This is a genomic window from Paenibacillus sp. OSY-SE (assembly GCF_000283315.1).
Taxonomy (GTDB): Bacteria; Bacillota; Bacilli; order Paenibacillales; family Paenibacillaceae; genus Paenibacillus_B; species Paenibacillus_B profundus.
Window position 1 is genome coordinate 55,148 of the sequence record NZ_ALKF01000192.1, and the last position, 14,588, is coordinate 69,735.

12 protein-coding genes are annotated in these 14,588 nt (G+C 50.2%); 9 read left to right on the top strand and 3 right to left on the bottom strand.

The window, feature by feature from the left end; translation table 11 throughout:
* Window positions 1-8: 8 nt before the first annotated feature.
* Complete coding sequence (locus A372_RS0120400) at window positions 9-1,376, bottom strand: YheC/YheD family endospore coat-associated protein (RefSeq protein WP_019422752.1); 1,368 nt, start codon at window positions 1,374-1,376, stop codon at window positions 9-11.
* 147 nt (window positions 1,377-1,523) lie between these two features.
* Between A372_RS0120400 and A372_RS0120405 the strand changes: the two genes are divergently transcribed.
* The 3 genes from A372_RS0120405 (at window position 1,524) to A372_RS0120415 (ending at window position 3,525) form a co-directional block, all read left to right on the top strand.
* A complete protein-coding gene (locus A372_RS0120405; RefSeq protein WP_019422753.1) occupies window positions 1,524-2,702 on the top strand; it encodes a DUF445 family protein in 1,179 nt (392 codons plus the stop codon).
* A 79-nt stretch (window positions 2,703-2,781) separates the two neighbouring features.
* The gene (locus A372_RS0120410; protein ID WP_019422754.1) at window positions 2,782-3,117 is read left to right on the top strand and encodes a YlbF family regulator; all 336 of its coding nucleotides are present in this window, start codon (window positions 2,782-2,784) and stop codon (window positions 3,115-3,117) included.
* A gap of 102 nt (window positions 3,118-3,219) precedes the next feature.
* The gene (locus tag A372_RS0120415) at window positions 3,220-3,525 is read left to right on the top strand and encodes a hypothetical protein (protein ID WP_019422755.1); all 306 of its coding nucleotides are present in this window, start codon (window positions 3,220-3,222) and stop codon (window positions 3,523-3,525) included.
* Between the two features lie 82 nt (window positions 3,526-3,607).
* Here the strand turns inward: A372_RS0120415 and deoD are convergent, their stop codons facing one another.
* A complete protein-coding gene (gene deoD / locus A372_RS0120420; RefSeq protein ID WP_019422756.1) occupies window positions 3,608-4,312 on the bottom strand; it encodes a purine-nucleoside phosphorylase in 705 nt (234 codons plus the stop codon).
* 273 nt (window positions 4,313-4,585) lie between these two features.
* On the bottom strand, window positions 4,586-5,326 hold the full coding sequence (locus A372_RS0120425) for a Crp/Fnr family transcriptional regulator (RefSeq protein WP_019422757.1): 741 nt from the start codon (window positions 5,324-5,326) through the stop codon (window positions 4,586-4,588).
* Window positions 5,327-5,489: 163 nt separating this feature from the next.
* Here A372_RS0120425 and deoB point away from each other — a divergent pair, with 163 nt between their 5' ends.
* The 6 genes from deoB to A372_RS0120455 all read left to right on the top strand — a co-directional run bounded on the left by deoB (window position 5,490) and on the right by A372_RS0120455 (window position 14,469).
* The gene (gene deoB / locus A372_RS0120430; protein ID WP_019422758.1) at window positions 5,490-6,671 is read left to right on the top strand and encodes a phosphopentomutase; all 1,182 of its coding nucleotides are present in this window, start codon (window positions 5,490-5,492) and stop codon (window positions 6,669-6,671) included.
* A 137-nt stretch (window positions 6,672-6,808) separates the two neighbouring features.
* Window positions 6,809-7,843, top strand: coding sequence for a BMP family lipoprotein (locus A372_RS0120435; RefSeq protein ID WP_019422759.1), 1,035 nt, complete (start codon window positions 6,809-6,811; stop codon window positions 7,841-7,843).
* Window positions 7,844-7,907: 64 nt separating this feature from the next.
* Entirely contained in the window at window positions 7,908-9,440 is a 1,533-nt protein-coding gene (locus tag A372_RS0120440; protein ID WP_019422760.1) for an ABC transporter ATP-binding protein, read from the top strand.
* Entirely contained in the window at window positions 9,437-10,513 is a 1,077-nt protein-coding gene (locus A372_RS0120445; RefSeq protein WP_019422761.1) for an ABC transporter permease, read from the top strand. The genes A372_RS0120440 and A372_RS0120445 overlap by 4 nt, the downstream gene beginning before the upstream one ends.
* Window positions 10,514-10,516: 3 nt before the next feature.
* Window positions 10,517-11,470, top strand: coding sequence for an ABC transporter permease (locus A372_RS0120450; protein WP_019422762.1), 954 nt, complete (start codon window positions 10,517-10,519; stop codon window positions 11,468-11,470).
* 317 nt (window positions 11,471-11,787) lie between these two features.
* On the top strand, window positions 11,788-14,469 hold the full coding sequence (locus A372_RS0120455) for a YhgE/Pip family protein (RefSeq protein ID WP_019422763.1): 2,682 nt from the start codon (window positions 11,788-11,790) through the stop codon (window positions 14,467-14,469).
* The last annotated feature ends 119 nt before the right edge of the window (window positions 14,470-14,588 follow it).

Below are 14,588 nucleotides of genomic sequence, written 5' to 3' on the forward strand. Positions count from 1 at the left end.
CCACCTCCTCAGAAGCCGCTAAGAAAACGGGAATACTCGACAATCTTGCGTACGGAAGGCCGAATCTTATTGTCATTCAGGGGCGTATTGTCATTTTTGGAAGGCTTGGAATTTACCTCGAGAAGCCATACTCTACCGGAGGAGTCCACGGCAAGATCGATGCCTAATTCCCCGAAATGAGCGGGGATGTGCGTATCAACGCCTCGCGCAATATCAAGCGCCGCTTTTTTTAGACGGACATGAACATCGCTCTTGGTATTAGAAGGGAGATTCGCCTTATTGACAGCTTCCTTCACCGTGCTGAGCGAGCCGCCGCGTGCCAGATTCGATACGAAATGTTGGGTGCTTGCGATGCGGGCGACGATGGAGGTTATCGTCCATTTGCCGGTAGCATTCTTCTGCACGAGCGCGCGGAAATCGACCGGACGCTTTCCGTGATCGATTAACGTCAGCCCCTGTTGAATCTGGTACCGGTTGTTCTTCATTTTGCTCGACAGACTGGAGAACAGCTTAAGCAGGCTGGTGTATTGTTGGCGTTTCGTGCCATTGATGGTGGAATACATGGCCTGATAGCCGCTGTCCTGCATACGGGTTATGCGGACGATACCTTTCCCGAGACTGCCTCTTGCGGGCTTGAGAAACACCGTATTGTAGCGGGAACACATCGACTTTAACATCGTGAAGTTCCGCAACAAATGCGATTCAGGCAAATACCGGGCGAGTTCCGCATCATGCTGCAGCGCATCGAATACCTCGGTTTTATCCAAAAACTTTTCATTGAAAATGTGGGACTGATACCGTGATTTTACTTCTTTCATAAAATGCTGTACGCTAGGTTTGTTCTCCAGTTTGCGTGAGGTCAAGCGGTTGTTGATTACGTCGGGAACAGGCGTGTTTGTCTTCTGCCAGCTTCCGTTTGCGAAGACCCAAGCTTGCACGATGTGCAGATCCTGAATTTGTTCAGGAGTGAAGAAACAGACCAGTGCCCCTTGAGATCGGCAGGCATCTACGAGTTCCTTGCAGAACATCGTAATTTGCCCGAACGGCTTATCCGGGGTATCGGGGCGATCACGGCTGATTAGCACGCCGATGAGAGGGCCGAGACAGAGTGTCTGACTGGACGGCTTGTAGACGATTCGAAGCGAGTGGCCCGAGAGGAGTCCCATGCTTCGTGCAAGAACATGATTCATTCGTAGCCCGTCAAAGCGGGGAATCGGTACGACCGACACACGGTGCTTGAAGGAGCCGAAACGCAGGGTAAGGGGCTGATTAACGGGAATTTTCCACTGTTTGACGATTGCTTCGCCCAACATGAGCACTTCTTCTCGCAAGATGCCGGAGCTTACCACCTGGAGCGTCACTTTAGATTTAGACATGAAGGATCTCCTTCCAACAACAACTTGCAGTCATTCATACGGTAAATACCCGCATGGGTCGATACAGGCAAACCGTATACGTTAATTCATCATATGAGGACATATTTCCCTTGGTGATGACCTACATCAGGAAAAGGAGGGAGAGACATGCCCAATTGGCTTTTTATTGTGTTTAGTGTCTGCGTAGCTGCCCTGGTCGGTGGAGTGACGAACCATTTTGCTATAAAAATGCTGTTTCATCCGCGCGAACCGGTTCGAATTGGGAGATGGCGTGTCCCGTTCACTCCTGGACTCATTCCGAAACGGAGAGAGGACATCGCAGCTTCATTAGGAGAGGTTGTGTCCGAATATTTAGTGACAAGCGACGGGCTTCGCGTCATGCTGGACAGACCCGATGTGCGGGAGCGTGCGGTTCAGGCCGTCACGCAGTATATCGAGGCGTGGCTCAAGGATGAACGTACCGTGAAGCAATGGACGGCTTCTTTGTTCCCGAATGAAGAGTGGGATGAATTGAAGCTCCGGCTAGCTTCGCGTCTGGATCGATTGACAGAGCAGGGGCTTACATCCTGGCTGACTGCCAAGGGATGGGACGAACGCCCGTTATCCGAATGGATTCCAATCGGAACGGAGGAGTCAAGGCAGCGCATGTCGGACAATGCCGCGGCCGCAGTGCTGCACTCGCTTCAGAAAGAGCTGACGTCACTGCAGGGTCAGCGCATGTTAACCCGAATGGCGAAGGAGGTCATTGACCGTGCCCAAGGTTTCTTCGGCGCCATGGCGGCTATATTTGTAGATGAGGATAAGCTCGTCTCCCGGATGTCGCCTGTCATTATAGAGCAGTTGCAATCGCCTGCGGTGCAAGCTGCGGTATCGCAGTTCATATCCGGTAAGCTTGCCGAATGGGTAAGCCTGCCGCCTGCGCAATTGGTGCGTGCATGGGCAGATTTGAAGGACGAGGAAGATGCGATGGACTTCGTTATCCGGAAATTGCAGTTATGGATTCAATGGGATCAGCGCTTAGAGCGGTTGGCGGAGGTGAGGCCGGCACAATGGCTGGATGAAGTGAAGTCGGCCTGGATGCCTTACGTTCCGCGTATCGTCAATGGAGCTATAACGCTGATTGACCGCAATCTGGATCAGATTGTCCGGGCGGCACGATTAGAGGAAGTCGTGCGCTCTCAGGTGGAGCAATTTCCGGTAGAACGGTTGGAGACGATTATTTTGAGCGTCTCAGGCAAAGAATTCCGGGCGATTACGTGGCTGGGGGCGTTATTGGGCGGAATTATCGGCCTGTTCCAGTCGTTTGTTCTGCTAGCTGTCGGATAAACGTCATAAATGGGAATGAAACGGTGAAATGAACTGTGTTATGCTGACTAATGTATTTTTTCCGAAAGGATGAGATGAAATGAATGTATATGACAAAGCTCATGATTTAGCACGCGCTCTGCAATCCTGCGAGGAGGCTCAATCCGTCGAAGAAGCGATGAAAGCAATTGAAGGAGATACAGATAGCAAACGCATGCTTGACGATTTCCGTGCACGCCAGATGGATATGCAGCAGAAGATGATGACTGGGGAAATGCCGGCACAAGAAGAGATGGAGAAGATGGAGAAGATGTTTGAGGTCATCAGCATGAATCCGGACATCGCCCGTCTGTTCGATGCAGAACGCCGTCTTGCGGTTATCATTCAAGACGTAAACAAGATTGTCTCTGAATCGCTAGGTCATCTGTATCAATAAGGACATCAGTCATCATTCATGAATGTCATGCATACGCTCTAGTATAGGACAAGAGCACGGCTGATTGCCTATGTCGCCGTGTCGAAAGCAAGGAGCGTAGCCATGATGAATAAAATCATGAATTCGGCCTCCGTCGGGCGCCGCAGGTGGAAGCATGTCGTGTATATTGCATTGGTCTTGGCCATGCTGCTTGTCGTGCTGCCCACCATTTCATTGAAGGAAGGCCTGACGCCGGCAGTCTGGTTCGGCATCGTGTGGGCAGCGTTCGCCCTGCTGGTCATCGCCGCCCATTTGCATCGCTTGCTCCGGGTGGATGAAGAGACGGAGCGACGGCTGAAGCACATTAAGCGGGAGAAGGTGCGCCGGTGGAAAGTACGGTTGACGCAGCGCACAGAGCGGATGAAGTAACATAACGAAGAGCCCTTGACTGCATTCACGCAGGAAAGGGCTCTTTTGAAAGGCTGATATCAGTACGAGATCAAAAGGGACATCAGGATATTGCGGTCTCCAAAGCGACTTCAATCATATCATTAAAGGTGGTCTGGCGTTCTTGAGACGACGTCTGTTCTCCGGTCAAAATATGATCGCTTACGGTCAGCAATGCGAGCGCTTGAATCTGGTGCTTCGCTGCCAGCGTGTAGAGCGCCGCCGCCTCCATTTCTACCGCAAGCACACCGTACCGTCCCAGCTTCATCGTCATTTCTTCATTGCCGCCATAGAAGAAATCAGAAGACAGAATATTGCCGACGCACAGGTTCAACCCTTTCGCAACACCGATATCATAAGCGCTCCGCAGCAGGTCGAAGCTGGCAATTGGCGAGTAATCATACCCAGGGAACGTATGCTGATTAAGGGAAGAGTCCGTGCATACGGCTTGTGCCAGCAGGACGTCGCGCAGCTTGACATCTTGTTGAATTGCACCGCATGTGCCTACGCGAATGAGCGTTTTGCAGCCGTAATCTTGAATGAGCTCCGTAGCGTAAATGGAGAATGAAGGAATCCCCATTCCTGAGCCCTGCACGGACACAGGCTGCCCTTTATACGTGCCGGTATACCCCAGCATGCCTCTGACTTGATTATAACAGACGGCTTCCGTTAGAAACGTCTCTGCAATATACTTCGCCCGCAGCGGATCTCCCGGCATCAAGACGATGGGGGCGATGTCTCCGGCTTTCGCTTCCAAGTGAACACTCATGTTGAATCCCTCCATGTTATCGTTAATAGTGAACCAAGCGCCTTCCATTTTAAACACTCACATATTTGAAAGCGGTTACTACCTAGTCTTAACGATACCATGAATCTCAATCCTGTTTCCGTGAAGCAGTCGCCCCAGATTCTGTGAACAATTTCACCAAAATTATGATTGGTATTTAACTGAAACGCTTACATTTTGGATTTATAATGAAGACAAGCCTCGTGACAAAGATAGCTTTAGGTGCGTATTAAAAGGTCGCTTTTGAACAATCCGTTAGCGTAATTTGGACGCCGAACCGCATTCTGAACGCCATTTGCGGGATGACGTAACGTCCTGCATGTCGTCGCACATGGATTGAAGCCGTTCCAAATCGGTAATGTAAATATACTTTTGCTGCATGACTAAGATGCCTTCTTCATGGAAGTCGCGCATCACTTTGGAAATGGATTCGCGTGTTACCCCAATCATGGTGGACAGCAGGTGATGCGTTAATTTACATTCAATTTTGAAAGCGGATTCATGAGGCTTTCCTAAATTGTAGTACAGATCCAGAATCAAGTTGGCTGCTTTCAGCCTAACGTCCAAATAGGACAAGTAGCGCACTTTATGATTCATTACGCGCAAATGGTCGAGTAAGCGTTGGTATGCGCGGCGCAATATTGCGGGATGCTCGTCCATCACACGCAGAAAGTCCGGTCGGCTGATGACCCAGAAGTGAGAAGGCTCCATCGTCTCGATCGAAGCGACGCGATGCTGATGGTCTGCAATCGCTTCCATTTCTCCGACGACATCGCCGGGAAACTGAAAGTTGAAAATAATTTCTTTATCTTGATGAAGGCGGTACACCTTGACCAAGCCTTCGCGAAGAATATATAAGTCTGTGCCTTGATCTTCTTCATAAATTAAAATCTGACTCTTCTTATAGCTGCGAGCTTTAAGCAAGGGGGCGATGTCTTCGCATTCTGCAGCAGTCAAATCTTGAAACATGAAGACATCGCGCAAATCATCAATCATGGGTGCCTCCTATCCCGACAGGATTGCCGGATGCAAGGACCTGTCGCAGAACTGTATTTATCTTCTATCCACATATTACATGACGGGGGCAAGTTAATCCAATAGAACGTCTTGGCAAGAACGGCGACACCAAGAAAAGGACATGAGACAGGAGTGGTTACAAATGTTCGAACGAGTATGTGTTATCGTCATGGACAGCGTAGGAATCGGGGAGATGCCTGATGCGGAAGCCTTCGGAGACCAAGGTGCGCACACGCTCGGCCATATTGCGGAGCGGGTGCCTTCCATGCGTTTGCCGAACTTGCAGGCGCTTGGGCTCGGCAATATAGCCCCGCTTCCGCATATGGAAGAGAGTCCTTCCCCATCAGCATTCTACGGCAAGATGGCGGAGACGTCGGTCGGCAAGGATACGATGACGGGACATTGGGAGCTGATGGGCTTGCATGTCGCGATCCCGTTTCAAGTGTATCCTTCTGGCTTTCCTGAACCGCTTATCCGCATCTTTGAAGAGCGGACAGGACGGAAGGTGATCTGCAACCGTCCGGCTTCCGGTACCGCTGTATTGGACGAATACGGGGAAGAGCAGATGCGCACAGGGGCATGGATTGTATACACCTCCGCGGACAGCGTATTTCAAATCGCGGCACATGAGGAAATCATTCCACTCGAAGAGCTGTATGCCGCCTGTCATGTTGCCCGAGAGCTGACGCTCGAAGCTCCATACGCCGTAGGACGGATTATAGCGAGACCTTACGTCGGAAGTCCAGGGCAGTTCATCCGGACCCCGAACCGGCACGATTACGCCCTTGCCCCGCCAGGGAAGACGCTGCTCAATCATCTGTCGGAGCACGGCTATGATGTGCTCTCTGTGGGCAAGATTAACGACATTTTCTCGGGCAGCGGCATTACGCAGTCCTATCCGACCAAGAGCAACGCTCATGGCATCGAGACAACGCTGGCGCAGTTGGATGCCCATTTTCGCGGCTTGTTGTTTACGAATTTAGTTGATTTTGATTCGCTATATGGTCACCGGCGCGATCCTATAGGCTATGCCAGCTGTCTGGAGGCGTTCGATCAGTCGCTGCCCGAGTTGATGCAGCGCATCGGGGAACGGGACCTGCTCATCATTACGGCGGATCACGGAAACGATCCGATTCATGCGGGAACTGATCATACACGTGAATACGTGCCGATTTTGCTATATAATCCGCGGTTCGCGCAGAGCGGCGCTTCCATCGGCATCCGCTCCACCTTTGCCGACTTGGCTGCCACGTTGGCTGATAACTTCGGCGTCCCGAGTACGGGTCATGGGACCAGCTTTCTTTCGTTGCTTGCGGTCCAGTGACGCGCTCAATCCTATACATTGAACTACCGAATTGGATGGTTTTAAGAGTGCGTGTTCGAAAAGGGACTTTTTGAATGGCCTCAAAAAGGGGTTATGTATTCAGAAAGATATTAATGACACTCAAGGGGGAAAAGGTCATGAAAAAATCAATGCTGCTCGTATTATCCGCTATTCTGTTGTTCTCGTTTGCGCTGGCAGGCTGTGGAAGCAAGCCTAGCGAATCGTCATCCAGCGGTTCAGCACCTGAAGAGAGCGGAGGCAAAAAGCTGAAGGTCGGCATGGTTACCGACATGGGAAGCGTCAATGACAAATCGTTCAACCAAAGCGCATGGGAAGGTCTGCAGAAGCTGAAGGAGGACTTCGGCTACGAAGTGAAATTTTTAGAGCCGAAGAACGACGCGGAAGTCATTCCAAGCTTGAACCAATTCGTGAAGAATAAATACGACTTGACATGGGCTACGGCCGAAACACTCGATGCGGCAGTGAAGCAGATCGCTTCCGAGAATCCAGATGCGAAGCTCGGTATCATTGACGCAGGGGTGGAAGTTCCAAACGTAGCTTCGGTCTTGTTCAAAGAAAATGAAGGAGCCTTCTTAGTAGGGGTTATTGCTGGATTAATGACAAAATCCAATAAAATCGGTTTTGTTGGCGGCATGGAAATCCCGGTCATCAAGCGCTTCGAGGCTGGATTCCGGGAAGGGATCAAGGCGGTAAATCCGGATGCGTCGTTCAAGCCGCTCTACACCGGGCAATTCGTCCGCGTAGATATGGGGAAATCAGCAGCTTCCACGCTGTATAACGAGGGCGTCGATATTATCTTCCACGCATCCGGCTTAACGGGCAACGGCGTGTTCAATGAAGCGAAAGAGCGCGTAGCCCGCGGTGAACGTGTCTGGGTCATCGGCGTCGACAAGGATCAGTCGCTTGAATTCGGAGATGAAATTACGCTGACGTCGATGATTAAGAAAGTGGATGAAGCGGTATATCAAATCTCGAAGGATTTGGCTGACGGGAATTTCCCTGACGGCAAAATCACTTATATGGGCTTAAAGGAAAAAGGGGTCGACGTGGCGCCGACTTCTAGCAAGAACGTGCCGCAAGACATTCTCGATAAGGTAGAACAATATCGTGAACAGATTATTGAAGGTAAAATCCAAGTGCCAACGACGTAATTAACCATTTTCGTTTCCCCGCCAGCAGTATGTGGCGGGGAAACTCGTTACGGAGGGGAACGCCATGCATAACGGAGACATCGTACTGGAGCTCAAAGGGATCACGAAGCGTTTTCCCGGAATTGTTGCTAACGATCAAATTAGCCTGCAGCTCAGAAAAGGAGAGATCCATGCTCTCCTTGGAGAGAACGGCGCGGGGAAATCGACGCTGATGAATATTGTATTCGGCTTGTACCAGCCAGATGAAGGGATTATCGAACTAAACGGACAGCCCATCGTGATGGATGGCCCGAATAAAGCGATCGAGTGCGGTATAGGCATGGTGCATCAGCATTTCAAGCTAGTTCCTCCGTTTACCGTGACGGAGAATATCATTCTTGGCATGGAACCAAAGCGCGGCTTCGGCACGGACTTGAAGGGCGCCGCCAGCCGGATTGCTGAGCTGTCTAAGCAATACGGGCTGAATGTTAATCCGGAGGCCAAGATTGAATCGATTTCGATAGGCATGCAGCAACGAGTTGAAATAATGAAGACACTGTACCGAGGGGCGGAGATCATTATCTTCGACGAGCCGACTGCGGTACTTACTCCGCAGGAAATCACCGAGCTGCTTCAAATCATGAAGAGACTCGTGGATGAAGGGAAATCGATTCTGCTCATCACGCACAAATTGAAGGAAATTATGGATGTCGCTGACCGCTGCACCATTATCCGCCGCGGGAAAATGATAGAAACCGTGACGGTAGCCGATACGAACCAGGAAACGCTGGCGGAGAAGATGGTTGGGCACCGCGTGCAGTTCAAGACCGACAAGAGGCCCGCGAATCCGCAAGATTCGCTGCTCGACATTGCCAATCTGGTCGTGACAGCCGAGAACGGGCAGCGGGCGGTCGACGGGATCTCTCTATCCATCCGTGCGGGGGAAGTTGTAGGTATCGCCGGCGTAGATGGCAATGGTCAAACGGAGCTGATCGAAGCCATTACCGGCATGCGGCCGATTGAGTCGGGCACCATTCGGCTTGAAGGCCGGGATGTCAAGCACGGTTCGCCGCGAACGGCGTCCGAAGCGGGTATTTCGTATATTCCACAGGATCGCCACAAGCACGGACTCGTTCTCGATTTCGACGTTAGCGAGAATGCGGTGCTGAAGTCATATTATGAGGAACGCTTCAATCACAAAGGTCTGCTGGATCGGCAGGCGATAGAGGAGGTTGCGGAGCGGCATGTCGAGCAATTCGACATCCGTACGCCAGGCATTCATACACCGGTGCGCTCCATGTCCGGCGGCAACCAGCAGAAGCTGATTATCGCTCGGGAAATCGCCAAGGAGCCGAAGCTGCTCATCGCGGCTCAGCCCACGCGAGGCCTCGATGTTGGGGCTATCGAGTTCGTGCATAAGCAGTTGATTGCCGAGCGTGATAAGGGGAAGGCGGTCCTGCTCGTGTCGTTCGAGCTGGATGAAATCATTAACGTCTCCGATCGGATTCTAGTTATGTTCAATGGCAGGTTCGTAGGCGAGACGACCCCGGAGACGACATCGGATCAAGAGCTCGGTCTGTTGATGGCAGGCAAGCATCAAGGAGGGGATCGGGGATGAACAAGCTTAAAGCGCTGTTTGCGGGAGAATCTGTTAAAATCTCGTTATTATCGATCGTCTTGGGCCTGCTTATCGGCGCTATCGTCATGATCGCCGGAGGCTATAATCCGCTGCTCGCCTATCAGTCCATGCTGGAGAAAATTTTCGGCAATGCCTACGATATGGGTGAGGCGCTGCGCGCGATTGTGCCGCTTATCTTCACTGGGCTTGCCGTCGCAATCGCATTTCGCGCCGGGATGTTCAACATTGGGGTAGACGGTCAAATTGTGATGGGCTCACTCGGCGCGCTCATGGTCGGCAATATGATTTCTATGCCGCCGATCATTCATGCGATTGTAGCTATCATTGCCGGAACACTGCTTGGCGGATTATGGGGTGCCTTGGTTGGAGTGTTGAAGACGAAGCGGGGCATTAATGAAGTCATATCCTGCATCATGCTGAACTGGACGGCATTGTACCTTAGCCATATGGTCATCAAAGCGTTCATGGCCGAAGAGGGGACATCACGCTCGCAGAGCATTCAGGAATCGGCCAGTATTCAAATTAATTGGTTGAGCGGACTGCTGGACGGAGCGCGCATTCATTGGGGCTTCGCGCTGGCGGTTGTTGCGCTGATCGCTTACCACTTCTATATGAACCGGACGAAGTGGGGATACGAGATTCGTGCGGTGGGGAACAACAATCATGCAGCCAAATATGCAGGGATGAACGTGTCGCAAGTCGTCATTCGCACGTTCTTCCTGTCGGGCATGCTGGGAGGTATGGTCGGGACGTTCGAGGTGCTCGGCGTCTTCAAATATATGGCGATCGCTTCAGCGACATCGGGACTTGGCTTCGACGGCATTGCGGTTGCGTTGCTCGGCATGAACGGGGCCTTAGGCATATTGCTGGCCGCGGCGCTGTTCGGTTCATTGATGTACGGCGCCCAAGGAATGAGCTTCGGTGCGAATGTTCCGGGGGAAGTAATTAAGATGGTCATTAGCATTATTATTTTCTTCGCTGCGGCTCCGGGCATGATCCGCTGGCTGCTCAATAAGACGAAGCGTTCCAAACAGGCGAATCGGGAGGGATAGCAGATGGAGATACTAGGGTTTTTGATAAACGGCACTCTCGTATTTGCAACGGCTCTTATTTTCGCTGCGCTGGGCGGCCTTATCGCCGAACGATCGGGTGTCATTAATTTGGGATTGGAAGGCTTTATGGTATCCGGCGCCTTTTCTTCCGCAGTTACTGCTTACTATGCGGAGCAAGCTGGACTCGGAGCGGCAGCGCCATGGCTCGGTTGCTTGGCCGCGCTGGTATTTACCGTCATCTTCTCCGGTATCCATGTCATCGCATCGGTCCGGTTCAAGGCCAATCAAGTTATTAGTGGTATCGTCGTCAATATGCTGGCTGCAAGCTCTACCTTCTTCATGGTGAAGCTGCTGTTTGACGGCGCGGCGGACACGCCGGTTATTACGAATGTATTCCATCGCATCCACATTCCGTGGCTGAGCGATATTCCGTTTCTTGGCAAAGCGCTGTTCCAGACGTATCCAACGACGTACATTGCTTTCATTCTAGTCATTATCGTCTATTACGTCATGTTCAAGACGCCGCTCGGGCTTCGCATGCGGGCGGTAGGGGAACATCCAGGCGCGGCGGACACAGCTGGGGTCAACGTGAACCGGCTGCGTGCATGGAGCGTTATGGTGGGCGGCTCGATTGCGGCGCTCGGTGGTGCTACGATCGCGCTGACGGCGAACAGCAGCTTTGCGTTCAATACGATTTCAGGGCAAGGATATATAGCGCTAGCCGCTGTTATATTCGGCCGTTGGCATCCGGTAGGGGCCATGGGCGCAGCTCTTTTCTTCGGCTTTGCTCAAGCACTGAAGGATCAGGTGCAGCTGTATGAATTCGCAAGGGCCATACCGACGGAAGTGTTCTATATGCTCCCCTATGTGCTGACGCTCATTGCGCTCATCTTTACGGTAGGCAAAGGCAGTTCCCCTGCCGCGTTGGGCCAGCCGTATGAACCAGGGAAACGGTAATCCCGACAGGACGGTACTGAATGTAGGATGCAATTGAATAGGAATCAGTTGAACCCGCTCTTTCTAGAATAAAGAGCGGGTTTTTCATGTTTTAAAAATATAAGAATTGCACTTTATTAAATGTTATGGATAATGGAATAAGTGTGCGTTTTGAGAACAATATTTCGAATTTTAATGTTTTTTTGGAAAATGTAGCTACAGCATTCCTTGAAAATGCTATTTGAAATTTTCAGAACGAAGGAGTATAATAACTTTCATCTGCTAATTCAGAACTCATTTAACAAATTGGTCATTTGGTCATTTAAGGAGGTGACAGTATGAAAACTCTTCGTTTTTTTTGGTCGGAATTGATGGCAATAGTTCGGTCCAAGGACGCCTTGATTCCGGTTCTTGGACTCCTGGTTATCCCCCTTATGTACAGTGGTGTATATTTGGTAGCTAACTGGGATCCATACAGCAATGTCAAAAACATACCTGTCGCTGTCGTCAATGAGGACCGGCCGGTTATGTTCGAAGGAAAGGAAATTGCCATCGGTCGCGAGCTTATTGAAAAGCTGCACGACAATGATGCGGTCCAATTTCACTTTGTAACGCGCCAAGAAGGGGAGCGCGGATTAAGCGAGAATAAATTTTACCTCTTAATTCGTATCCCAGAGGAGATGTCGCACAACGCGACGACGATTCTGGACACCAATCCCGAACCGATGAATCTCATTTATACAGAGAACAGCAGCTTTAACTTCTTGTCTGGGCAAATTTCAGATAAAGTGGTTCAAAACATCAAGTCGGAATTGTCGCAAAAAGTGACAGAGACGTATGTGGAGCAGATGTTCAATGCGATTGGGACAGTTGCGGAAGGGCTCGGTACGGCAAGTGACGGGGCAGGAATGATTGAGGATGGTCTGGGCCAATTAGGCGAAGGATTACAGAAATTCCGCGACGAGCTTAATTCTCAAGTGAATTCCAAAACTTCGGAAGCCGATTCGATGGTTCAGAAAATGATGGATGAGAACCGAGAGAAGCTGGATGAATTAATACATCAAGAGATTGATGAAGCGATGGATAAGAACAAGCCGAAGTTCGTTGATAAAATCCATCAGGAAATCGATACGGAAGCAAACAGATATACCGATATCGTGCATGACACCGTGCATGTCAAAATTGATGAGCTTGTCAATGAATATTCACTGCCAACGAAAGAGAAGCTGCATGAACAAATTGATAAGCAGTCAGTTAAATACGGAGATGAAATTCGCAAGAAATTACATGATGAAATTGATAATGCCTATGAGAAAAATATAAACAAGGTAATGTCAACAATCAGCCGGGAGCTCGACAAATCCATTAAAGATATGGAGCCGGTAGCTCGCACGAAGATGCATACCATCATTGATCGCGAATACGGCAAAATCGAAAGTTCTATCCAGAGCTCTATTCATAAATACATTGATGAGAAGGTCGACAAGCTGTTCGATGACGCGATTCAAAAGGGAAAAACGCAGCTCGAGCAAATTCAGGCCGATCTCGATCAATTGGAAGAGAAGCTGAAGCCTATCGGCGAGCAGTTGCCTCCGGATATGCAGCAGCAATGGGAAGATATGAAGAAGAAGCTGGAAGATGTCCGTGCCAAGATAGAAACGAGTCTGACTCCGGATAATCTGGAACAGCTGAAAAAGAAAGTCAAACAAGATTTGACTAACATGGTTGACAATGAATTGAACAAGGTTGGCAAGAAGCTTGTCAGCAAGCTGCATCACACAGCCGATACGAAATTTGACGAGATCTATCCGAAGGTTCGCTCGATGGCTCAGCAGGTCGCGATGTCCAAAACAAATGAACTCGCGCCGGCGTTGCTTGCCAAGGCGCACACGTTCGCGGAAGATACGTATCAGGAGAAATCGAAGCTGTTGACCGACAAATTGCATAAGCTCGTTGACGATAAATGGACGGAATATGAGCCTAAAGTGGTCAACAATGTTCATCACAAAGTGAATGATGAGCTGGATCGTGTCATGCCAGAAGTTATCGCGAAGATTCATCAGGCTACCGACGACAAGGTGAACAGTCTCGAACCTATGGCACGCGATATGATGCACGAAATGGCGGAAATGAAGCTGGATGATGCCGCCAAAAAAGTGCAGACGCTTATTTTTGAGAAAATGAGCGACATGCTGAATCAGGTAGAGAAGGCGCAAGATGCGATCAACGATGGATTCGCACAGCTGTTGGACGGTCAACAGAAGTTACTATCCGGCGGTGCAGAGCTGCGCGACAAGCTGAGGGAAGGTGCGGAGAAGGCAACACAGGATACAACCGACAAAACGTATCAATTCATTACGTCCCCTGTGAACAGCAGCAAGCAGGAAAATCATGATGTAACTACGTACGGTGTAGGAATGGCGCCTTATTTCCTGTCACTGGGCTTCTTCGTTGGAGCTTTAATGTTCTCGATGATTTATCCATTGTATGAGACGAGTGGACGTCCGCCTTCCGGGTTTGCATGGATGATGAGCAAGTACGGATTTATGATGGTAGAGAGCTCTCTTCAGGTTCTCATTTCGGGTCTCGTTGTTTTGAACGTGATCGGATTGCCAGTCATGAACGTTACGATGTTCTTTGTCGTCTGCGTGATGTCGAGCTTGACTTTCTTTGCTATGGTACAATTTTTCATAACGTCATTTGGAAATGTGGGGCGTTTTATTATCGTTATACTGCTGGTGCTCCAATTGTCATCGACAGCAGGATCGTTCCCAATCGAAATGGCGCCTGAGTTTTTCCAAATGCTGCATCCTTGGTTCCCGATGACGTACACGATCCGCGCTTTCCGCGGTGTCATTGCGCTTGAAGATATGGGCTATGTATGGATGAATTTGAGCAAGCTGTCAATCTTCCTTGTGCTTTCGCTAATCGGAAGCTTTGTCTTCTTCAGAATCAGCCATCGCAAGCTGGTGAAGCGTGAGCGAGTGGAGGCGGAAACGGGTACAGTAGTAACTGGTTAATTTGTAGATACGCGCACAATCTCAAAGACAGGCTGACGCTGGAATGTTTCTAGCGTCGCTTGTCTTTTTTTGCAACCGACTTTAAATATATGGTAATATAAAGACAGAGTACAACAGTT